Genomic DNA, 22,710 nt, shown 5'->3' with positions numbered 1-22,710 from the left:
AACATAACGAGTGTAGAACACTCATGTATCCCTCAAAACTATGGATAGAACAACATGAATTTGCATGAATATCAGGCTAAGCAACTGTTCGCCGAATACGGTTTGCCCGTGCCCGAAGGCTATGCCTGCGACACGCCTCAGGAGGCTGCGGAAGCGGCTGGAAAGATTGATGGCGATCGTTGGGTTGTAAAATGCCAAGTTCACGCTGGCGGCCGTGGCAAAGCAGGAGGCGTAAAAGTCACCGCCGATAAGGAAGAGATCAAAGAGTTTGCCCAGCAGTGGCTGGGGAAAAACCTCGTTACCTACCAAACAGACGCGAACGGTCAGCCGGTATCGAAGATCCTGGTCGAAGAAGCCTCTGATATCGCCAACGAGCTGTATCTCGGTGCGGTTGTAGACCGCGCGACCCGTCGAATTGTGTTTATGGCCTCAACCGAAGGCGGTATGGAAATCGAAAAGGTTGCCGAAGAGACGCCGGAGCTTATTCACACCATGGCGATCGACCCACTGGTTGGTCCACAGCCATACCAAGGGCGCGAGCTGGCGTTTAAGTTGGGCCTTGAAGGCAACCAAATCAAACAGTTCGTTAAAGTCTTCTCAGGCTTGGCCAATATGTTCAGCCAGTACGACTTAGCCCTGCTGGAGATTAACCCGCTGGTTATCACTGGCTCAGGCGACTTGTTGTGCCTCGATGGCAAGATCAATATCGACTCCAACGCGCTGTATCGCCAACCAAAACTGCGCGAGATGCACGATCCCACCCAAGAAGACGAGCGTGAAGCCCACGCCGCTCAATGGGAACTTAACTATGTAGCGCTAGATGGCAACATCGGCTGTATGGTGAACGGTGCCGGTCTGGCGATGGGCACCATGGACATCGTGCAACTGCACGGCGGCGCTCCGGCAAACTTCCTTGATGTAGGCGGCGGCGCCACCAAAGAGCGCGTCACCGAAGCCTTCAAGATCATCCTCTCAGACGATGCAGTACAAGCTGTGCTGGTAAACATCTTCGGCGGTATCGTGCGCTGTGACCTGATTGCAGAAGGTATTATCGGCGCTGTAGAAGAGGTGGGCGTCACCGTACCGGTCGTGGTGCGCTTGGAAGGCAATAACGCCGACATCGGTGCCAAGGTCTTGGCCGACTCAGGGTTGAATATTATTGCAGCGACCAGCCTGACGGATGCAGCTGTGCAAGTAGTAAAAGCTGCGGAGGGTAAATAATGAGTGTCCTAATCGATAAAAACACTAAGGTAATTTGTCAGGGCTTTACTGGCGGACAGGGCACCTTCCACTCCGAGCAAGCGATTGCCTACGGCACCCAGATGGTGGGCGGCGTATCTCCGGGCAAAGGTGGTCAAACTCACCTTGGTCTGCCGGTGTTCAATACCGTGCGTGAAGCGGTAGAGCAGACCGGGGCGACTGCGTCGGTTATCTATGTGCCTGCACCGTTTTGTAAAGATGCCATCTTGGAAGCTGTGGCTGCAGGTATCAAGCTGATCGTGACCATTACAGAGGGCATTCCTACTCTGGATATGCTGGATGTAAAAGTACGTCTTGATGAAGCTGGCGTGCGTATGATTGGTCCGAACTGTCCGGGAGTGATTACTCCGGGTGAATGTAAGATCGGCATTATGCCCGGACACATTCACAAGCCCGGTAAAGTGGGCATTGTATCTCGCTCGGGTACCCTTACCTACGAAGCGGTGAAGCAAACAACCGATGAAGGCTTTGGTCAGTCCACCTGTGTGGGTATCGGCGGCGACCCTATTCCCGGCTCTAACTTTATCGATGTACTGGAGATGTTCCAGAACGACCCGCAGACTGAAGCGATTGTGATGATCGGTGAAATCGGTGGTAGCGCAGAGGAAGAAGCCGCGGCCTATATCAAGGCTAACGTAACCAAACCTGTGGTGAGCTACATCGCTGGTGTGACTGCACCTCCGGGCAAGCGCATGGGCCATGCCGGTGCGATTATCGCTGGTGGTAAAGGCACCGCTGCGGATAAGTTTGCCGCACTGGAAGACGCTGGTGTGAAAACCGTACGCAGTCTGGCGGATATCGGTCAGGCGCTACGTGAGATTACCGGCTGGTAAGCGACTAGCAGCTAATTTGTGCGCAATCAAAAGGGGCTTTACAGCCCCTTTGTTGTATCTGAACGTTGAACATTTCTCAGCAGTTCATGTCTTAGTTGCTTATTGCTCAGTTGGCTGCGGTTAGCATCGCGGGCGAGCTGGGTAGCTGTTGAGAGCGGTAGTAGGCGAGTGTCTCCTCGGCGATGTACACACCCATGATGGCCGCCATCTCAAATAGGCTTTCAGCTTGTTGGTAATCTTGCTCAACGCCACGGCCATAATGATACATCCTGCCTAGATTCCACAATCCGCGGGCGTCACCACGATTGGCTGCGGTTTGAAATAACTGGTTGGCTTTAGCGTAATCCTGAGGCACACCCGCGCCGTGGTAGTAGAGCAAGCCCAGTGCATTGGCCGCCTTGGCTGAACCAAGTTGGTGAGCTTGGCGATACCAGTTTGCACTCTCATTGAGCGCATCCGGGCTATCAATTGATAGTGCAGTCATTTTCCCCAGCCAGTAGGCAGACTCCGCTGAGCCTTGTTCAGCGAGCTCCCGATGTTGCTGGATGCAAGCAGGGGAGGTGTTAGACAAAGAGCAGTCAGTATGGCTTACCGCGGCCTGTAGCTGCGGGCTAAGGGCTGGGCCGAACAGTAACGCGATAACCAATAGACGGTACAGTGATTTCAGCTTATTCATACTCGCTCCTGATGCGACAAAAGTGTGATCTAACACGCATATTTCGCGCCAACAGTACCTGCTGAAGTTTTCACTGATGTGACAAATTTGAAAAAGCTCATTAAGGAAGCGGGTTTTCTTTAGCAAGATCAATCTTGTCCCAGTCAAACGTGAACAGAGCAGCAGCTTCTCTGGCGGTATTTGCGCAATCCCTCAGCACAGCAGGCAAAATCTTGATTTTTTTAGGTAATTGATGAACGATGGGACGGCGACTCGCAACAATAATGACTAGCTTGCTAAGGAATACCTATGAAGGACTCACTGCCCGTAGAGCACCTCTACTTTACGGAAGCCAATCTGGACAAGATTCTGTCGAATCTCGATCAGGTCAGGCATAACATTTTCCCCGATTTAACCGAAGAGCAGAAACTGGTTGATCAGAGCTTCCCATCGGTTTGCTTGATTGGCCTGGGACGCTGTGGGTCCAATATTGCCTTGGAAGTGGCTACCCTGGTGTACAACTCGCGGGTTCACTACCTCAACGAGATTGAGTACCAAGAGAAGCTGGCCGAAGAGAGTGAGATCAAGCCGCTGCGCTGGATCCGCAATCACCTGTCTATGGATAAAGGCAACGGCAACAATCCGGTATTCCTTATCGAGCCTGTGGTACTGGTGGGTGACTTAGACAAAGACATCGCTGGCCGCATTAAGTATTCCTCAGAGCATGGCCGCCAAGAGTTTCTCGAGCAATACAAAAAGCTACAGATTATGGACCTCTCTGAGGTGCATGCCGGCGGTGCCGGTAACGCCCCGATCCTCGGTCAATATCTGGCGAAGATTATCCTTAACAAAGACACCAGCAGCTTCCGCGATGAGAATTGGCGACATGTTCACTCGTATCTGGTGGACTCGTGCGGCATCAAGGCCAACCAGAGCCGCCTGTACTTCTATATCTTCTCGGCGGGCGGTGGTACCGGCTCGGGCATGGCGTCGGAGTTCGGTCTAGCGCAGCAGTTCTCCTATATGAGCAAGACCTTCGATTATCAGGTCGCTCAGTCGGTACAACCGGATAAGCGTGACTCGTTTGTGTTTGAGCCCATCTTCACCTCCGGGATCTGTATTCTGCCGAACATCTCCGGCAGCAGCATTGAGGTATCGGAAGCGCTGCATATTAACGCCGGCCGTCTGCTATGTAAGTACCTCAGCGAAGAGTGGAACTTCTCTTACAACGAAGAGCGCGAGCAATCGGATACCTCAGATGAGGTGATGCGTCGGATCCGTCCATGGAACTCGATGATGCTGATCTCCAACGACATCATGCGCTACGTGGAGCACAGCGGCGGCGATGAGGTCAAAAACATCGACGTGAACACCATGGAGAAGTATGCCAACCAGTATATCTCCCAGCAGATCTTCAACATTCTGACCGCTCAAGCGGTGACCACCGACTACGACGAGAACTACTTCCGCCGCGCCGGTATCGACATTTCCGACACCATCCGCCTAGATGCCAACGACTTGTTTATGAGTATGGCGGGGCCGGTGGCGGTTGCCTACGCGGAAAGCGTTGTGGCCAACAGTGCCATTGAAGGTGTGGACATCGACGACCTATTCTACCGCTCTATCGACCTGCCGCACTTCAATAAAGACACGCAAGCGATTGAGGGGATCAGCATCCTGCCGATAGAGTCGCAACGCTATAAGCGCGCACTCGATAAATATAAAGACAGCAACTACGGCCCTGAGCAGCTCAACCAGATGCACTTCTTCAAAAACTGTTCGTCGGTAGTGTCGATCATCTCCTTGCCGAAGGACTACAAGCTGTCGTTTATGGACCTGAACAAGCTTAAGGTGCATATCAACAAGCTGTTCCCGAACACCACTTTAAAGCGTTACGCTCTGGTGATTGGTGCGTCGGCTAACCTCTCTCTAACCACTTTGGTGGCCAAGAGCCCATGTTTGAGCGACGATTTCCTCACCTTGGTGGTGGCCTACATTAAGCGCTGCTTCGCGCGTGATGAGTACCGCTATAACGATGAGATTGATCAGGCCATCTTGCGCTTTATCACTGAAGACAAGTTCGACGAAGAAGAGTTGGCGACCTACCTGCACGATTTCGAAAATCCCGCCAAGATCCTCGATACCAACTGGTATGCGATCAAGCCGATGTACGAGAAGAAGTATCGCGAGCTGATCAATGAAAGCGGCAAGTTTGTCTCGATCAACGATATCCGTCTGGAGCTGGGCAACGTTCAAAAGGCCATCAAGTACCTGCGTGAGATCTATCGCCACCGCATCAGCAAGACCAATATCCTGTCACTGGATAAAGAGGGGGCCTCGGGCGTACTCCACCTCTCGCCTGAGTTACATAACCTCGAAGAAGAGTCTTCTTAATATCCGATGGGCTGGTTGCCAGCCCACGCTTTTTTCCGAAGACATAACGAAAAATGCCGCTCAATTGAGCGGCATTTAAAAATCTTGCAATAAATCTTAGCGATACTGGGCTTCAGGCTTCTTAGATTCTTTTTTGTCTTTCAGGTAGTTACCGATAGCCTGACGGTTAGTGTTACGATTGCGTGCAATTGCTCTAGCCAGTTCTTGATTCATCGTATTCCTCATTTAAGCCATTTTTTACCGGCGGTGAAATTATCAATAACGCATGTTACATGAATGTTACTTGCGTGTGAAGTGTTGATTACAATGCGCAGGCAATTGTACTGCTAATAGGCATAACGTATATTCACTTATCGAGGCGTTGCTTACCGTCACTTTCGTGGTGTATTTTCTTGGACTTAGCTGCGTAATTGTTTCAGAATGTCGCGGTTTACTGATTCGCATCATGAAAAAATGCTGTATGCGTATGGCAGAATTAGCCCTAATTTTGGATCAGGGCCTCAGCGCTGGCTGGGTCAGGGGCCACGGCGGTATAGCAGGATACCGCAACAGGATTTCAGGACGTTGGTAAATGACCGACTTCCGCGCTTTGCTTTAAATATCATTACAAATTCTCGAAAACTGAGAGGAAAACATGGTTAAGAAAATTGGTGTATTGACCAGTGGCGGTGACGCGCCAGGGATGAACGCCGCAGTTCGTGCAGTTGTACGCACCGCGCTTAAAAACGACATCGAAGTATGTGGTGTCTACGATGGATACCTGGGCTTGCATCAGGATCGCATCGAGCTGATGTCGCGCAAGAGCGTATCTGATGTGATTAACCGTGGCGGTACTTTCTTGGGCTCAGCGCGTTTCCCTGAGTTTAAAGAGCTCTCAGTACGCGAAGAAGCCGTTGAGAACATGAAGAAGCACGGCATCGAAGCCTTGGTTGTTATCGGTGGTGACGGCTCTTACATGGGCGCCAAGAAACTGACCGAAATGGGCTTCCCATGTATCGGTCTGCCAGGCACCATCGACAACGATATCGCTGGTACCGACTACACCATCGGCTTCGACACTGCACTGAACGTTGTTATCGATGCTATCGACCGTATCCGTGATACCTCGTCTTCACACAACCGTATTTCGGTAATCGAAATCATGGGTCGCTATTGTGGCGATCTGGCCATGCAAGCAAGCATTGCCGGTGGCGCCGAGTACGTGATCCTGCCAGAGAAGGGCTTCGACAAGAACGCTCTGCTGGATAGCCTAAAAGAAGGCCAGAAACGCGGTAAGAAGCACGCCATCGTTGCTATCACCGAGCACATCACTAACGTGAACGAGCTGGCAGCAGGCATCGAGATGGCAACTGGCATGGAAACCCGTGCTACCATCCTTGGCCACATTCAGCGTGGTGGTTCACCAACTGGCCGTGACCGTGTAATGGCTAGCCGCATGGGTGCCTATGCTGTTGAGTTGCTGATGCAGGGCGAAGGCGGTCGTTGTGTGGGTATTCAGAACAACAAGATGGTGCACCATGACATCATCGATTGTATTGAGAACATGCGTCGCCCATTCAACGATGAAATGTACGATCTGAGCAAGAAACTGTTCTAAGCCCAGCTTAAGGACAACTTGCTAAGTAAAAAGCCGGCTTCCGCCGGCTTTTTTGATCGCTGAACTCCTAGTTGTTAGCCGGGGCAGCGATTCAAAGCCCAGTCATAGTCCAGGTAGCGGATGTTGGCTTCGCTGATTTGCTCAGGGGTGGCATCAAACGACGCCGAGTAGTCGCTGAGATACTGATTCAGGCTGGCACCAAAGTCTTGGCGGTACCAGCGGAAGATCGCCGACAGCTCCATACGCTTGGCATAATCCACATACAGATTTTTATCGCTGGCCAAAAAGTTCTCGAACACGGTCTGTAGCTGCGCCTCTAGCTGATCGCCTTGATAGGCAAAATCCTGCAGGGGAGGGCAGCCTTTAGCGGCACACACCACCGCGGCATGAATATGCGGGTTTTGATACATCGGCCTTATTAGCTCGTGTTCGATATGATCGAGATGCACCGGCTCCCCAAACAGCGCGAAACGTTTCTTTTTCCAAGGCGATTGAAACAGCGTGCCCAGCTCTTTGATGGAGTCCAGATCCGGGTAACGGGTTAGGATCAGCTCAAGGGTGAAGGCATTGTAGGCGTTAATCAGAAAGGCCAGTTGCTCCGGCTTCGGCCACGCATCAAACTCGGCTTGTGAAATGGCCGAGAGGCTTTGGTTGTAGCGGTCTAAGGCGCCATCGTCGATCTGCCCATAGTTAACACAACTGGTGCTATTGGGCTCTAGCCACACCACGCTTTGTTTGAGGATCTGGTCAAACAATTGGTGGTCGAACTGGGCAATTGCGCTGCCGCTAGCCAATAATCCACCGCTAAAGCACAAAACCTGAGCAAACGACTTCATCTTCTCTCCTTTTTCTCCTGTATCCATTGCATTGGCAGAGCGCTTAAGGGAGAATAGCCCCGCTTCGCAAGAAGCCATCTATGGTGGCCTCATTGGTCCTCTCGCATTGATACCTCGTGAACCCGGTCAGGTCCGGAAGGAAGCAGCCGCAGCGAGCGACTCAAGTGCCGGGATGCGGCTGGTGAGGTCGCCACCCAATTGTAGCACTCCCCCTTATTAGTCAGCCTCGACTAACTAACACTACAACGATTCCCGATATCATTTCTGCGCTGTAAATCTGCGTTAGTCTCTTTTAGATTGCACGCGAACCTTTATACCTCATTACGCTACGCTTGCGCATATGGAGCATTCGACCGGATAACGTAACAATAAATTCCAGCGACGTCGCCGATATGTTTTGGATTGCTTAAAACTATCAAAATAATCATTTTTAACAATTTAAAACTTTCAATTGGCTCAACTAAGCTAGTCCAATGTTAGTCAGCTCTACCGGGGGATGTGTGGAAAACGCACCATCAAACATTAATCATGCGCTTGTCGTGGAAGGTGGCGCAATGCGTGGGATCTTCGCCAGTGGCGTGCTCGATGCCTTTTTAAGCCAAAACTACCAGCCCTTTGATGCGGCCTTTGGTGTCTCTTCGGGGGCAGCCAATGTGTTGGGCTATCTGGCCAAAGCGCCGCAGCGCAGTATGCAGGTGATCACCCAATTGGCCACTTCTCGCCGCTTCTACAACCCCACTCGCTTTATTCGCGGCGGCCACTTGGTCGATGTCGGCTGGCTATGGCGCGAGTCCCAGCGGCAGATGCCGGTCGACCAGCAGGTGCTGTTCAACAATATCCCGTTTTACGCGGCGCTCACCGATATCGACAGCGGTAAGGCCAAGTACTACCGGGTGTCGCCCGATAACCTCGATGCGTTAATGGAAGCGACAGCCGCTTTGCCGGTGGTCTACAAACACACGCCGTGTTTTTCTGAGGGCTGTTTTACCGATGGCGGCGTGACCGACTCGTTGCCCGTGAAGAAGGCCTACAAACTAGGGGCGAGCAAAATCACCGTGATCCTCTCGCACCCCGATGGCTACAGCATGAAACCCAGCCGCTTTCCGTGGTTGGCGAAAGGCTTGTTGCGCGATCAGCCGCAAGTGAAAGACGCCTACCTGAAACGTGCAGAGGGTTACAATGCCTCTCTCGATTTTATCCGTAACCCGCCTGAGGGCCTTGAGATTGAGGTGATAGCCCCACAACAGCCCTACGAGGTTGAGCGCTTTACCATGTCGAAAAGCGCGCTGCTTGACGGATACGTTATGGGGCTTAACAAAGGGGCAGAGCACTTATCTCACTAAGCAACGATTCTCGGATACGCTGCTGCGGTTGGGCAAAACGTTTAAATGGAGCGTACAACTAACGCTAATCATCACAAGGAAGAGAGCTATGCAACAACGCGAATCAGTAGACAGTACAGCGGTCATCCCCCAAGAGGCCTTCGATTGGTACGACGAGTATGCCCACGGCCTGATTGACCGACGGGAGTTTCTCAATCGTCTGGCTGGCTTGGCGGTGCTAGGGCTGAGTGTGCCACTTATCACTGCGGCCCTGTCGCCAAACTATGCACAAGCCGAGCAGGTATCGTTTAACGACCCTGATATCTTGGCCATCTACCAAACCTTCCCCTCACCTGATGGTCATGGAGAGGGGCGCGGCTATCTGGTTCAGCCAGCTAAGCTGGAAGCCAGCGCTCCGGTGGTGCTGGTGGTCCACGAGAACCGCGGACTGAATCCCTATATTAAGGATGTGGCACGGCGGGTTGCCAAGGCCGGCTTTATCGCCTTTGCCCCTGACGCGCTCTATCCACTCGGCGGCTATCCCGGAAACGACGACCAAGGCCGGGCGATGCAAAAAAACCTCGACCGAGCCAAGATTGAGGCAGACTTTATCGCTGCTGCCAGCTTCTTAAAAAGCCACGAGCAGAGCAATGGCAAGCTGGGTGCGGTCGGATTCTGTTTCGGCGGCTATGTGGTGAATATGCTGGCGGCCAAGATGCCAGAACAACTCGATGCCGGCGTGCCTTTTTACGGTACCCCGGCCGCGGAGCAGTTACGAGCGAACGTTAAAGGCCCGCTACAGCTGCACTTCGCCAGCTTGGATAAACGCGTTAATGCCACCTGGCCAGACTACGAGGCTCAGCTCAAGGCCAACGCTGCAGACTTCCAGGCGCATATCTATGAAGGGGTGAATCACGGCTTTCATAACGATTCAACCGGTCGCTACGCCGAGGCAGAGGCGGAGCTTGCCTGGCAGCGCACTATTGCGTTTTTTCAGGAAAAGCTCGGCTGAGGCCAGGTTCATAACGATGAAGGCGGCCTAGGCCGCCTTTTTAGCGCGAGCCTCAGAACAGGAAGTTAAAGCCAAAGTAATACTGGTCGTAGCGGCGGCGCTCGTCGCCAAGTTTGGGCTTGGATTTTTTAAAGCCATAGTTAAACTGCAGGCGCTCGGCGAGGGTAATCCCGAACTCCAGGCCCCACAATAAGCCCCAACTGCTGTTGTTATGGTATTGGCTGTCGCCTTCAAAGGTGCTTCGACGTTTCTCATGGTAGTGATGAACACCAAACACCGGGCCGAAATGGATCGGGCGCTGTTGGATTTCGAAGTGATAGACCGGTTTGATGTTTAGCCCGTAGGAGTATGCCTCGCTGCGGCCACTGGCTCCCAACCAATGAAAGGTTTCGCTGCCAAAGTCGCGGTACTCAGCTTCAATGAACAAGCCAAATTCTGAGTCAATCCGGTAGTCATAACCGGCGAATAGCGAGTAAGAATCGTCGAAGATCGAGCCATCGCTGTCTACAAACGCAAAGTTCGCTCCCAAGTAAAAGGGCTTGCTGGCAGGGGAGTTGGATGAAGGAAGGGCATTCGCAGCCACGCTTAAGGGCAGCATAAGCAGCCAAATTAGGTTTTTCATTTTAACTATCGTCGCTTTCAGTTAGTCATTTTTAGCCTTTGCAGTATTGCTAAAGGCGGCGCAGTTATACCATTTACCAGTGCGCCGCTCTAGTCGCTAAGACTGTTTATGCCTTATTCGTTGGTGTAAAATTCTGCAGATAAGTAGAAGCGGAAGATAAATAGTGAAACTAACTAAGACGCTTGCTTTGGCATTGCTAGGCACCTCTTTCACCCCATTGGCAATGGCGAGCTCGTTGAACGTGATGCTCTATCATCATGTGGATGATCACACACCACACTCCACCTCGACCCGCTGGGACGATTTCATCGCCCAACTCGACCATTTTGAAGAGCAGGGCTATCAAGTGCTCGACTTAGCGGATGCCATTAAGCAGCTGCAAGCGGGTCAGGCCTTGCCTGAGAAAAGCGTGGCGCTGACCTTTGATGATGCCTTTGTCTCGGTGTGTGAGCGGGCATATCCAGAGCTTAAGCGCCGCAGCATGCCTTTTACCGTATTTGTTGCCACCGATCCCATCGATAAGGGCTACCAAAACTACTGCAGCTGGGAGCAACTACGCGAGCTGGCCGATGATGGTGTGGTCATCGCCAACCACACCATGGACCACGACTATATGGTGCGCGATGCCTTCACCAACGAGGCGTGGTTTGAACAAGCCAAAGCGAATGTCGAAGGCGCGCAACAGCGGATTCAAGAGCAACTGGGCAGTGCGCCGATGCTGTTTGCCTATCCCTATGGCGAGTACAACGACCAACTAAAAGCGTGGATCGCCGAGCAGGGTTATATCGCCTTTGGTCAACAGTCTGGCTCGATTGGAGAAACGAGTGATTGGCAGGCGCTGCCACGCTTTAATGCGGCGGGCAATTATGCGAGCGTGAGCTCATTGCGCCTTAAGTTTACCGCAAGGCCGCTAGCGCTCGATTACTCGGCCCTACCTGATCCGCTTACGCAGCAGCGTCAACCGCTGCTAAGCGTTGAATTGTATCCCTCCAGCGAGGCCCATTACCCCCACCTACAGTGTTATCTGAACGGTCAGGCGCTGGAGCTTAACTGGCACTCGCCGCTACATTTTGACGTAACGCCGCCAGAGGCGCTTGGTAATGGTCGCCATCGGGTGAACTGTACCGCACCCCACCGCAACGGCTCGCCTTATTACTGGTTATCGCAGCAGTGGCTGGTGGTTGGACGATAACAAGCAGCGTTTATTGCATCGAAGATATGGTGTAATCTGGAAATTGGTACACCAATTTGGGCCGCTCAGAAAGTGACACTATGAGCAGGCTCACCAGCGAATGCAATGATCCATTGAGGCTTAAGGAAGCAGTCTATGTCGTTCACTCCAGCTGGGTTTTATATCCCCAGTACAATATCAAGTGAAGCCAAAACGTTTCTCCGAAGGTGTTGCGCAACTGGGGACATTCCTCCTCAACCCGCGTTGGACGATATTGAAAGTTGGAAACAACTGCAGCAGCAGGTTGAGCTGTTTGGTTGTCAGCGCCAGCAACCTGTCGTCGAACGCTATCAGCCAGATATCAAACATACAGAGGTTGCTGGCGTGCCTTGCCTGCTTATCTCCGCTGACAATTGCGCCACTTCGAAGCAGTGCATTGTGTATGCCCATGGGGGAGCGTTTGCTTTGTTTAGTGCTCATTCTTCACTTGATAGTGCAATCCCTGTTGCAGTTGCTAGTCGTCGCAAAGTGATTTCAGTCGATTATACCTGTGCGCCTGAGGGGGATTGGCGCTTGATTACGGCGCAAGTTAAGGCGGTGGTGTCGCTGGCAATTAAACAGTATGGGGCACACAATATAGCGGTAGCTGGAGACTCTGCTGGGGCCGCGATTATGGTAAGTAGCTTGCTGCAACTGCGTGACCAGGGTGAGGCTTTGCCCGCTGCCGTGGTGCTTTGGTCTCCTTGGTCTGACTTAAGCGAAACGGGCGATACTTATCAGACTCTCAAAGAGGCCGAAACCTGTTACCGCTATGAATCACATCTACTGCCAGCGGCCAGAGCATATGCAAGCGGGACCGCTTTGACTCACCCAAGCATATCCGTGGTGTATTCCGACTATACCAAAGGGTTCCCTCCTTGCCTTATTCAAGGTGGTACCAAAGAGATATTCCTCAGCAACTTTGTTCGTTTGTATCGTGCACTAGAGGACGCGGGCTGCGAGGCAAAGCTCGATCTTTACGAAGGTATGCCGCACGTTTTTCAGGCGCAGATACCCGATGGTGAAGAGTCAGTAATCGCGTTGAAGCAAACAGGGCGTTTTATGGCTAAACACTTAGCCTCATTATCGTCTTAGAATACGTAACGCAACCAAAAGGTTAACCAATGTCTCATATTGGTAGTTCAATTGCTGATGTTAGAGCTGTAGTTTCGTAATCTGACTTGATTAGGAACAGTTCGAGGTTGTCATAGCAGTGAAGCAAGACGCAATAAACCCACAGCAATCGTTGTTTATCGACTACGCCAAGGGGCTGGGAATACTGTTGGTTGTAATCGGCCATTACAACTGGCAGGCCGATGCGGTGTACACCCCGTATCTATTTCATATGCCGCTGTTTTTTATTCTCGGCGGCTTAGTGTTGCGGCCCTATGCCGATGAGCGGCGCTGGGCGCGCAAGTGGCTACGTAGTTATCCGCTCTACTATGTGGTTTGGTACACGGTGATAGGCCTGATTACCTTAGCGCTGACCTCGCTGTTTGACACTAGAATTGTGCTCTACCTCGGTCAAGGCTGGGATATATTCGCGATGCCTTTGCGCGGCAATAGCCACGCTAACTCCTTATTTATGATTGGCTGGTTTTTGGTGAGCTATGCGCTGGTTTCGGGCGCGTTTCGCATCATGGTTAGTCGCGGCCGGGGACGAATCAACCGTTACTACCTGTTGTTAGCGACAGTTGTGCTGGCCTATTTGGCGAGCGAATACCTGGCGCCCGCCTTCCATGCTGAGCGCCTGTGGTATCGCAACGTGCTGGTGCAACTGGCGGTGGGCTCGATGTATATGGCCTTTGGCTATGCACTGCGGCCTTGGCTGGACAAGCTGGCCAGCTTTAATCTAATGGCCAGCTGCTGGATTGTGCTGGCCACCATTGTGGCGCTTGGCTGGGTAACGCCGCTTGGCATGTCCTGGAGCGAATATCCCGATGGTTTTGTGCTGCACACCCTTAGCGCGGTGCTAGGCAGTGTTGGCTTGCTAAGCCTTTGTTATCTGCTGAGCCAAGCCAAACCGCAGGCTAGCCTGCAACTGTTAGGGCGTTACTCCAAAGATATTATGACCTTGCACCTGCTGATGTTTGTGCTGCTGGACATCCTGTTTGCCTCGATGGGCTTGTTGCAGATGAGCTATATCTCAGCGCTGCACCATTGGGTGTCACCGAAGGTCTGCTGGTTGTATCTGCTGGTGGGAAGTGTGGCACCGATTGCGGTGCGAATGGCCATCGATAGCGCCAAGAGGGCCATCAAGCAGCGCACTCAACAAAGTGCTGAGTGCGCAGTGAGTTCAGCATAGTTAGGCAACGGCTGTCAGCTATTGCGTGGCCAATAGCTGGCGCAGGGTCTCCCGCTCTTGTTCTGTCATCTCGGTTTTATTCATAAACGGCATGTCTGCCGAGTCAACTGCGCGGGCGATAATACGCGGTGACCAGCGCTGCACATCCTGCCAGTTATCAAAGGCAGCACCGCCCGGGGCGATAGTAAACACCTCGTCGGTGGGTTGTTGGCTGTGGCAGCTGCTGCAGCGCTTTTGCACAATATCCAGCGCTTGCTGGGCCTGTGGAGTGAGCGTCTCTGCCGCCGGCTGAGAGTGCTCATGACTATGGGCTACAGGCTGTAGCTGGGTCTGCGGCCAGCTAAGCGCGATGGCTAGTACCAACATGGCAGCGCAGCCGCTAATCAATACCTCTGGCTTGAACTGCCCCTGATGCTTGAGGTTGAAGAAGTGTCGCACCCAGGCGCTGATCAGCATCACCATCATTCCTACCAGCCAGTTGTGGGCGTGCTGGTAGATGATCGGGTAGTGATTGGAGATCATCAAAAACAAGATGGGCAGGGTGAAGTAGTTGTTGTGTATCGAGCGTCGCTTGCCTTCTAGCCCCGGTTCGGGATCCACATCCTCGCCAGCTGCGACCTGCGCTACCATCTTGCGTTGCCCGGGGATAATTTTATGCCACACGTTGTTCACCATAATCGAGCTGATTAGGGCGCCCATATGGATAAACGCGCCCCGGCCGCTGTAGATAGAGCTGAACAGATAAAAGAAACCACCACCAATCACGATCAGGCTCAGCAAGAACAGCCAAGGCTTGGCGGAGAGTGGGTTGCGTACCAATGCCTCGTAACAACATACGCCTAAAAAGATCCCCGCCATCCCGAACAGCACCGCTTGGTGGGTACTCAGCTCCATTACCCGAGGGTCAATCAGGTAGGCTTGGGCATTAAAGTAGTACATCCAGATCAGCAGGGCGGTGCCGGTGAGCCAGGTGGCGTAGGCCTCCCACTTAAACCAGTGCAGCTTTTCCGGCATTTGTTCGGGGCCGACTTGGTATTTGGCCACTTCGTAGAAGCCGCCACCGTGTACTGCCCACAGATCGCCCTTGATGCCTTTTTTCTTCTTCCACTCTGGTGGGGTCTTTAGGCTGTTATCCAGCCAGGTGAAGTAGAAACTGGCGCCAATCCAGGCGATCCCACAGGTTATATGGAACCACTTGATAAAGAGGGCAATCCATTCGTAGAGCTGAGGCCACATACTTTACTTCCTTTTTGATAAACGAGTTTTCCGGCGACATAGGTTTTATCGACAAGGCGGTCGTCACCGAGGGTGGAGAGAGCGAATAGTTGTTCTGCCAGGCTCTTGCAGCGCAGAAGTCGCTGTTGCAGAACCGGGTGGGCGCGAAAATCCAGTTCGATAAAGTCGGCTTCGCTGCCGGCATTCAGGTTACCCACCTGCTGCTCTAGCCCCATGGCTACTGCTGCGCCTTGGGTACATAGGTAGAGCGATTCAAAGGGGTTGAGGCTTAGCCCCTGTAGCTGGCAAATCTTGTAGGCATCACTTTGGTTGGCGAACAGGCTTAGGCTGGTGCCCGCGCCCACATCTGAGGCCAGTGACAGGGCGATGCCCGCATCTTTGGCGCGGCCATAGTCAAACAAGCCACTACCCAAAAACAGGTTGGAGGAGGGGCAAAAGCTAATGGTGGCACCAGAGCTTGCCAGCGCCTGATACTCGCGGTCCTCTAAGTGAACCGCATGGCCAAACAGTGCCCGTTCACGCACTAGATCGTTAGCTTGATAAACCCCCAGATAATCAGGGTGCTCTGGGTAGAGCTCTTTAATCCACGCTACTTCACCAAGATTTTCACTCAAGTGGGTTTGGATAAAGGTATCCGGGTGCTCATTAGCCAGTTGACCGGCTTTTGCTAACTGCTGCGGGGTGCTGGTGGGGGCAAAGCGTGGAGTGATTGCGTAGAGCGAGCGGCCATTGCCGTGCCAGCGTTCAATTAAGGCCTTGGACTGGCGATAGCCCAGCTCGGGGGTATCTTGCAGATCGTCTGGGCAGAAGCGGTCCATCAACACCTTGCCGCAGATCATCCGCGCATTGAGTTTGCTAGCCTCGCTAAAAAAGGCATCCACCGACACGGGATGCACCGTGGCAAACACGCTAGCGGTGGTGGTGCCGTGGGCCATGAGCTGGCCGAGGAACCACTCGGCCTGGCGCTGGGCATAGGCGGCATTGGCAAACTGAGCCTCGGTGGGGAAGGTGTACTCATTCAGCCAGTCCAGTAGCTGCTTGCCATAGCTGGCAATCATCTCAATCTGTGGGAAGTGGACGTGGCTGTCGATAAGCCCTGGCAGGATCAAGCCCTTGTGCTGCTCTACGCCACCGTAATTCAGCAAGCGTTGGTTATCGGCCAGACTGAAGAAATCAGCGGCCTCACCGAGGTAGGCAATCTTGCCGTTTTCCACCACTAACACGCCATCGGCGAAGTATTGGTGGTTGTTAGCCGGGTCGTTGGTGCTGCGTGGGAAGTGCAAGATACTGCCGCGGTGCACGCGTCGCGCGTGAGAAGATACTGCCATGGTTAGCTGCCTCGATAGCTGGAGTAGGCATAAGGAGAGAGCAGCAACGGCAGGTGATAATGGCGCTGCTCATTGACGCTGAAATGCACGTCTACTCGCGGGAAAAAGGCCTCGCCAAATTGTTGCTGACAATAGTCGGCGGTATGAAAGCGCAGGGTGTAGTGGCCGGCATCCAGACTTAGATCATCAAAGCGAAAGCGGCCGTCGGCGTCGGTGCGGCCTTCAGCCAACGGCTGCTGCTCATCGAGGCGCAGAACCTCCAATACGATACCTTCGGCGGGTAAGCCGCGGCTGGTATCAAGGACATGACAGCTCAGGCTGCTGCTGAGCATTTTGCTGTCCACTGTTTTGGTGTCGGTTGCAGTGCTTACAGTCATCGGTAAGCCTCCATTCTTAGTAAACTGATTTTGCGCTGCTCGGCAGCGGCGTTGGCCAATTCCTGTTGGCGGGTGTTGTTGATGCGTGCCTCAAGCAGCGCCAGCATCTCGCTGGCTGACTTGCCGGTGGCAAATACGATAAAGATAAAGCCGAAGCGCTCGCGGTAGCGTTGGTTCTGCTCTAGCAGCGCTTGTAAGGTTTGTTCGCTGGCCACACTCACTTGGCTCTGCTCGGCCTCGCTGAGGTGTTTGCCATGGGCATACTTGGCGCGCAGGCTGCTGATATCGCCGATCATGGGGTGGCCGGCGAAGGCCTCTAGCCAATCTTGCTCGCTTAGGCTGTCAAAAGCCTTATCTACGGCTTCGGTGAATTCGGAAAACGCGTTAAACGGACCTTGGGCAAGTACTAGGTTTTGCCATTGCTTGCTAGCGCAGATCTGCGCCAGCTGGTGGCGGCCTATCTCATGTAAAGGCGTATGGGGGCTCACTCGCTTGCCTCCTTAGAGAGTTGCTTCAATAGCGCGGTGCTGCGCTTCCACTGCCGGGCACACTCTTCATTAGCCGTAACGGTATTTTCCGCAACGGACGGCGCTGCCAGCTGTTCAAATCGTTCCATCAGCTGGGCAGCAATCGATACCGCGACCTGCATCGGCAGCTTGCCGCGGATATCCGGTTTACCGATGGGGCAGACCAAGTTTGCTGCCAGCTCAGGCGTGGTTAACTGCTCGCGCAGACGGTAGTCGAAGCGTTGCTGCTTGGTGCGCGAGCCAATCAGGCCAACAAAGGGGAAGCAGTCACAGGCCAAGGCTGCTTTAGCGATATCGAAATCCAAGCCGTGGTCTTGGGTCATAATCACTAGGTGGCTATTTGCAGAGAGCGCTGCAACAACGTGTTCTGTACTGTTTGACTGTGCCGAGTCCAATAGTTGAGTGTCTATGCCTTGCTCACTGAATGGCGCCAGCCAATCGCTGCGGTTATCGATAACCTGCAGATGACAGTTCAGCCCTTGCAGGATTGGGCACAGTGCCCGTGCCACGTGGCCGGCACCAAATACCACCACCTTGGGCATATCCAGATTCAGGTACTCAAACATCACTTGAGTGGCACCGCCGCAGCACTGACCTAGATCGGCGGCCAATGAGTAGCGCTCCAGCGCCACCTGCTTATCAGCGCTGGCAAGGCCGGCGCGGGCGCTCTCGATAACCTGATACTCCAGGTTGCCACCGCCTAAGGTATCGAACTGGTGGTGGTGGCTGATTACCATTTTGGCGCCACTGGCGCGGGGCAGTGAACCTGCCTCGGCGACCACGGTGGCGATACAGTAGGCTTCGCCCTGTTGTTCCAGCCATTGGCAGGCGGCTAACCAGTCTTTAGACGATGAGGCTTGCTTATCATAGGGCTTATACATGGGATGACTCCTTAGGCATTGTCCACCTCCTCGGCCACCTCAGTTGCACTGTTTGACGTCGACTTTGCCTGAGTGATTGCGTTACAGGCTCGCAGGATTTCTTCGCCAGTGGCCGGCGCGTTAAGCGGCACCGCATGTTGGTGATCGGCCAATGAGGCAATCGCATCGTAGATGGCGCACCACACGCTGATGGCATGCATAAACGGTGGCTCGCCGACTGCTTTAGAGCGGTAGATGCTATGCTCGGGGTTGGCCTTGTCGAACAGCGCGATGTTCATCGCTTTGGGGTAGTCGCCGATGGTGGGGATCTTGTAGTTCATCGGGCTATTGCTGAGCAGCTTACCTTGCTCGTTCCACACCAGCTCTTCGTTGGTGAGCCAGCCCATACCTTGGATAAAGGCGCCTTCAATCTGGCCAAGGTCGATGGCCGGGTTCAAGCTGTTGCCAACATCGTGCAGGATATCGACGCGATCAATCACCATCTCGCCGGTTAGGGTATCGATGGTGACCTCGGAGCAGGCGGCACCAATCGAGAAGTAGAAGAACGGGCGACCTACCGATTTGGCGGAGTCGTACCAGATTTTAGGAGTCTTGTAGAAGCCCCTGGCTGACAGCGACACCCGGTTCATGTAGGCGTCTTGCACCAAGGTTTCCCAAGGGAACTGGCGCTCGCCACTTAGTAGCTGGCCATCTTCGATATCCAACTCGCCGCTTAGTTGGTAGTGCTCGCGGGCGAAGTCCAATAGGCGCTGCTTGATGGCAATCGCTGCATTGTGGGCGGCCATCCCGTTGAGGTCTGCGCCAGACGAGGCTGCGGTCGGTGAGGTGTTCGGCACCTTGTCGGTGCGGGTTGAGGTAATTAGCACCGAGTCAAAATCCAGCCCCAGGCTCTGCGCCACGATCTGTTGGATCTTGGTATGCAGGCCCTGACCCATCTCCGTGCCGCCGTGCGATACCTGTACACTGCCATCGGTATAGACATGCACCAGCGCACCCGCTTGGTTAAGGTGGGTGGCGGTAAAGGAGATGCCGAACTTCACTGGGGTTAGCGCCAGCCCTTTTTTCAGTACCGGATTAGCGGCATTAAAGGCTTTTACCTGTTCGCGGCGAGCACGGTAACTGCTGCTCTCTGCCAAGGTGTCGATCACCGTTTTAATGGTGTCGGTTTGCGCAACCTCCATCCCGTAGTGGGTGGTGTTGCGACCTTCCCGGTAGAGATTGCGCAGGCGCAGGTCGAGGGCGTCGATACCGGCGGAAATGCTCAAATCCTGCATGGCCCGCTCAATCGCCATCATCCCTTGCGGCCCGCCAAAGCCACGGAAGGCGGTGTGCGAGACCATATCGGTGCGCAGGCGATTGCCTACCACCTCGGCAGCGCCCAGTGAGTAGGCGTTGTCGCTATGGAACATCGCCCGGTCGACGATGGCACCGGACAGGTCGGCAGAGTGACCACACAGGCCGTTCACTTCAATCTTGGCGCTCTCAATGACGCCTCGTTCATCTGCTGCCAGCTGGAAACGGTTCACAAAGGGGTGGCGCTTGCCGGTGGCGGTCATATCTACCGCGCGCGGCAGGCGCAGCTTAACCGGCTTACGGGTGAGCCACGCGCCGAGGCTGGCCAGACAAGCCCATTGGGCCGCCTGAGTTTCTTTACCGCCAAAGCCACCGCCCATACGGCGCATGTCCACGGTGACCTTACTAAACGGTACGTGCAGCACTTCCGCCACCAGGGTTTGTACCTCGGTGGGGTGCTGGCTGGAGCTGCGCAGGAAGATCCCACCATCTTCGGTGAGTTCGGCCAACGAGATTTGCCCTTCCAGATAGAAGTGCTCTTGTCCGCCAACACTCACCTCGCCGCTGACTTGCAAGGCCGATGTGGCCAACTGATCTTGGCTCACCGCTTGGCCCATTTGATTGGGCGCTAGCACCGGCTCGATGGTTTGAGCATCTTCAAAGCTGACATGGGCGTGCTGTTGGTTAATCGTTAACTTGGCCAGTGCGGCTGCTTGCCAGGCTTGGCGATGGCTGCGCGCCAGTACCAGTGCCACGGGTTGGCCGTGGTACTTGATTTCGCCTTCGGCCAGCAGTGGATCGCCCTTAAAGATCGGGCCGATATCCTTCTCGCCGGGGATCGCCTCATGGGTGTACACCCCCACCACGCCGGGCGCTGCGGCGACCGCCGACAAGTCCAGTTGCTCAAGCTGGCCTTTGGCCACATCGCTTACCACCACCGCAGCATGCAGGCAGCCACGGGGGGTAGGGTAGTCGTCGATAAACTGGGCTTCGCCACTCACTTGCTTAGCGGCGCTTTCGTGCTTATGGGAGCGGCCAACGACTTGGTAATCGACCGGTGTTTCGCTCTGCTTGCGGTGGCTGACTTGAGTGAGTTTACGCATAGTCGGTCAACCTCGTGGTGATTTGCTGGCTTTCCAGGTAGAAGCGTTGCAACAGGTTTTGCACTAGCTGCACGCGGTATTCGGCGCTAGCTCGAACATCTGACAAGGGGGAGATGTGCAGCGGCACGGCGGCCTTGAGCTTGTCGATACTAATTTGGTTAAAAGGCTGACCTAGCAGTAGCGCTTCCAGCTCCCTGAGGCGCACGGATTTAGCCGCGATCCCGCCCGCCGAGATAATGCAGTGCTTGACCCGCTGGGCGTCATCCACGCGCAGGCTAAGGGCTAGCACTACGGTGGCGATATCGTCTTCGAAGCGCTTGCTGACCTTGTAGATGGCATGTTGAGTGCCCGGTTGTGGGCGTGGCAGGTGCACGGCGCTGATCCACTGCTTGTTTTGCAGGCGGGTCTGCCGATAGCCGGTGATGTAGTCTTCGGGGGCGAAAAGCTGGCGGTTTGTTCCGTCATCAATCTCAATGCTGCCGCCAAGGCTAATCAGTAGTGGCGCGATATCGCCAATCGGTGAGGCATGACCGAGGCTGCCACCTAAGGTGCCGCGGCGGCGAATAGTCAGGCTGCCAAGGCGTTCAATGAGTTCATCGGTAGACGGGAAGTGCTCGCGCATAAATTCATGGAACATATCCAACGGCAGGGCAGCACCAACGCGCCAGCCTTGCTCGGTCTCGCTGATGCCTTGCAGATCGTCCACCGCCGACATATCGATAAGCTGCTCGATATCTTTTAGCTGCTGGGTGATCTCCAGCGCCAGATCGGTACCGCCAGCGATTAGCTGCGCCTCAGGGTACTTAGCGCGCAACTCGGTCAACTCACTGCGGGTTTGCGGGCGATGGTAGACACCGCTTTGCAGCGTGGTGCACTGCTGCTGCCAGGTTTTGACGGCGGCTTCATCGGGCTGGGCGGGGTCGAAATACTCAACGCCTGCCAGCTCGGCGACATCGTTGGCGGCTTCGATAAGCGGGCCGTAGCCGGTGCAGCGACACAGGTTACCGGCCAGATATTCCGCTGGGTGGGCGGGGGCTTGGCGCTGTTTGCTCAGGGCGTACAGCGACATAATGATGCCCGGAGTACAAAAACCACACTGTGAACCATGCTTGTCCACCACCGCCTGTTGTACTGGGTGTAGCTGATTAGCTTGCAGGTTTTTTAGTTGCTCAACCGTAATCACCTGCTTGCCATGTAGAGCATGTAGCGGGGTGATGCAGGCGTTGATCTGGCGATAGCGTAGCTGCTGCTGATCGTCGAGTTCGACTACGACAACCGTGCAGGCGCCACAATCGCCGCTGGCGCAGCCTTCCTTACTGCCGGTCAATTCCATCTGTTCGCGCAGGTAAGTCAGCAGCATGGTGTCGGCACGCGCATCGGCCACCGTTTCCAGCTGCTGGTTGATCATGATTTGTAACATCGCATCCTCGTTGTTATCGCTAAGCCTGTTGCAGTGGCTTAGTTAAAACCTGTCCATATGGTCAACTCTTTGTCGAAAAAAAGACTCGCCTGCTACGGCATCGGCGAGTCTGACGACGGGAACGTTCGCGAGGTTCTGCTGAGTCTCTACTGAGACTGTTCGTCCTTGAAATCCAGCGAACCGTTCCGCATATCATTTAGCTTGGGTCTAGTTACCGCATGTTAGACCAAAGCGTGAATCCAGCTTGTATCTACTTGAGTCAGTTACTCAAGCTTAAGTGAGTATCCAAAGCTAAAGTGAGTTACCCAAAGCTTAAGTGAGTCCCCAAAGGGGCTGCAAAAACCTGACCACTTGGTCGTGTTTTATTAAAATTATAGTTTTTGCGTGTTAATGTCATGTATCTTGCGATTCTTGTGGTGTTAATCAAAAGTTACAGGCCGCACTCGCGTGGCCAGTAAGCACTAACCTTGTTCTTTATTGGTGCGTTAACATGCCGGTA

At 53.9% G+C, this 22,710-nt stretch carries 19 protein-coding genes and 1 other RNA gene; 10 read left to right on the top strand and 10 right to left on the bottom strand.

What is annotated here, in order from left to right; all coding sequences use genetic code 11:
* Positions 1–54 precede the first annotated feature (54 nt).
* Together sucC and sucD are read left to right on the top strand one after the other, a co-directional pair.
* The gene (sucC, locus tag G462_RS0100315) at positions 55–1,221 is read left to right on the top strand and encodes an ADP-forming succinate--CoA ligase subunit beta (RefSeq protein WP_026957220.1); all 1,167 of its coding nucleotides are present in this window, start codon (positions 55–57) and stop codon (positions 1,219–1,221) included.
* Positions 1,221–2,093, top strand: coding sequence for a succinate--CoA ligase subunit alpha (sucD, locus tag G462_RS0100310; protein ID WP_026957219.1), 873 nt, complete (start codon positions 1,221–1,223; stop codon positions 2,091–2,093). The genes sucC and sucD overlap by 1 nt, the downstream gene beginning before the upstream one ends.
* Positions 2,094–2,199: 106 nt before the next feature.
* Here the strand turns inward: sucD and G462_RS21215 are convergent, their stop codons facing one another.
* The gene (locus G462_RS21215) at positions 2,200–2,769 is read right to left on the bottom strand and encodes a tetratricopeptide repeat protein (protein ID WP_051326414.1); all 570 of its coding nucleotides are present in this window, start codon (positions 2,767–2,769) and stop codon (positions 2,200–2,202) included.
* Positions 2,770–3,057: 288 nt separating this feature from the next.
* Here G462_RS21215 and G462_RS0100300 point away from each other — a divergent pair, with 288 nt between their 5' ends.
* The gene (locus G462_RS0100300) at positions 3,058–5,142 is read left to right on the top strand and encodes a hypothetical protein (RefSeq protein ID WP_026957218.1); all 2,085 of its coding nucleotides are present in this window, start codon (positions 3,058–3,060) and stop codon (positions 5,140–5,142) included.
* Positions 5,143–5,776: 634 nt separating this feature from the next.
* Complete coding sequence (gene pfkA, locus G462_RS0100290) at positions 5,777–6,739, top strand: 6-phosphofructokinase (protein WP_026957217.1); 963 nt, start codon at positions 5,777–5,779, stop codon at positions 6,737–6,739.
* 74 nt (positions 6,740–6,813) lie between these two features.
* Here the strand turns inward: pfkA and G462_RS0100285 are convergent, their stop codons facing one another.
* Positions 6,814–7,575 carry a DUF547 domain-containing protein gene (locus G462_RS0100285; protein WP_026957216.1) on the bottom strand — a complete coding sequence of 254 codons (762 nt, stop codon included), beginning with the start codon at positions 7,573–7,575 and terminating at the stop codon, positions 6,814–6,816.
* A 90-nt stretch (positions 7,576–7,665) separates the two neighbouring features.
* Between G462_RS0100285 and ffs the strand changes: the two genes are divergently transcribed.
* The 3 genes from ffs (at position 7,666) to G462_RS0100275 (ending at position 9,909) form a co-directional block, all read left to right on the top strand.
* Positions 7,666–7,762, top strand: an RNA gene (gene ffs, locus G462_RS24130) — signal recognition particle sRNA small type.
* A gap of 286 nt (positions 7,763–8,048) precedes the next feature.
* Entirely contained in the window at positions 8,049–8,918 is an 870-nt protein-coding gene (locus tag G462_RS0100280) for a patatin-like phospholipase family protein (RefSeq protein ID WP_051326413.1), read from the top strand.
* 88 nt (positions 8,919–9,006) lie between these two features.
* Positions 9,007–9,909 carry a dienelactone hydrolase family protein gene (locus tag G462_RS0100275; RefSeq protein WP_026957214.1) on the top strand — a complete coding sequence of 301 codons (903 nt, stop codon included), beginning with the start codon at positions 9,007–9,009 and terminating at the stop codon, positions 9,907–9,909.
* Between the two features lie 52 nt (positions 9,910–9,961).
* Here the strand turns inward: G462_RS0100275 and G462_RS0100270 are convergent, their stop codons facing one another.
* Complete coding sequence (locus G462_RS0100270) at positions 9,962–10,531, bottom strand: outer membrane beta-barrel protein (RefSeq protein ID WP_026957213.1); 570 nt, start codon at positions 10,529–10,531, stop codon at positions 9,962–9,964.
* Between the two features lie 163 nt (positions 10,532–10,694).
* On the opposite strand from G462_RS0100270, the gene G462_RS0100265 reads away from it, so the two are divergent.
* The 3 genes from G462_RS0100265 to G462_RS0100255 all read left to right on the top strand — a co-directional run bounded on the left by G462_RS0100265 (position 10,695) and on the right by G462_RS0100255 (position 14,046).
* Complete coding sequence (locus tag G462_RS0100265) at positions 10,695–11,723, top strand: polysaccharide deacetylase family protein (protein ID WP_157378516.1); 1,029 nt, start codon at positions 10,695–10,697, stop codon at positions 11,721–11,723.
* A gap of 135 nt (positions 11,724–11,858) precedes the next feature.
* Positions 11,859–12,836: an alpha/beta hydrolase fold domain-containing protein gene (locus tag G462_RS21210; protein WP_051326412.1), complete on the top strand. Its 978-nt coding sequence runs from the start codon at positions 11,859–11,861 to the stop codon at positions 12,834–12,836.
* A gap of 118 nt (positions 12,837–12,954) precedes the next feature.
* Positions 12,955–14,046, top strand: a complete 1,092-nt coding sequence (locus G462_RS0100255) for an acyltransferase family protein (RefSeq protein ID WP_026957211.1) — start codon at positions 12,955–12,957, stop codon at positions 14,044–14,046.
* Between the two features lie 18 nt (positions 14,047–14,064).
* Here G462_RS0100255 and G462_RS0100250 read toward each other — a convergent pair whose 3' ends face one another.
* The 7 genes from G462_RS0100250 to xdhA are packed head-to-tail and all read right to left on the bottom strand — an operon-like array spanning position 14,065 to position 22,211.
* Entirely contained in the window at positions 14,065–15,282 is a 1,218-nt protein-coding gene (locus G462_RS0100250) for a urate hydroxylase PuuD (protein ID WP_026957210.1), read from the bottom strand.
* Positions 15,228–16,610, bottom strand: a complete 1,383-nt coding sequence (guaD, locus tag G462_RS0100245) for a guanine deaminase (protein WP_026957209.1) — start codon at positions 16,608–16,610, stop codon at positions 15,228–15,230. Before guaD ends, G462_RS0100250 begins: the two co-directional genes overlap by 55 nt.
* 2 nt (positions 16,611–16,612) lie before the next feature.
* Positions 16,613–16,987, bottom strand: a complete 375-nt coding sequence (gene uraH / locus G462_RS0100240; protein WP_245579501.1) for a hydroxyisourate hydrolase — start codon at positions 16,985–16,987, stop codon at positions 16,613–16,615.
* A complete protein-coding gene (gene uraD / locus G462_RS0100235; RefSeq protein WP_035476215.1) occupies positions 16,984–17,475 on the bottom strand; it encodes a 2-oxo-4-hydroxy-4-carboxy-5-ureidoimidazoline decarboxylase in 492 nt (163 codons plus the stop codon). Before uraD ends, uraH begins: the two co-directional genes overlap by 4 nt.
* Complete coding sequence (gene xdhC, locus G462_RS0100230; RefSeq protein WP_026957206.1) at positions 17,472–18,395, bottom strand: xanthine dehydrogenase accessory protein XdhC; 924 nt, start codon at positions 18,393–18,395, stop codon at positions 17,472–17,474. The genes uraD and xdhC overlap by 4 nt, the downstream gene beginning before the upstream one ends.
* Before the next feature lie 11 nt (positions 18,396–18,406).
* On the bottom strand, positions 18,407–20,791 hold the full coding sequence (gene xdhB, locus G462_RS21205; RefSeq protein WP_051326411.1) for a xanthine dehydrogenase molybdopterin binding subunit: 2,385 nt from the start codon (positions 20,789–20,791) through the stop codon (positions 18,407–18,409).
* Complete coding sequence (xdhA, locus tag G462_RS0100220; protein ID WP_026957205.1) at positions 20,784–22,211, bottom strand: xanthine dehydrogenase small subunit; 1,428 nt, start codon at positions 22,209–22,211, stop codon at positions 20,784–20,786. The genes xdhB and xdhA overlap by 8 nt, the downstream gene beginning before the upstream one ends.
* Positions 22,212–22,710: the final 499 nt, after the last annotated feature.

This window comes from Aliagarivorans taiwanensis DSM 22990 (assembly GCF_000429505.1).
GTDB classification, from domain to species: domain Bacteria; phylum Pseudomonadota; class Gammaproteobacteria; order Enterobacterales; family Celerinatantimonadaceae; genus Aliagarivorans; species Aliagarivorans taiwanensis.
This window is presented reverse-complemented; position numbering and strand designations above follow the sequence as displayed.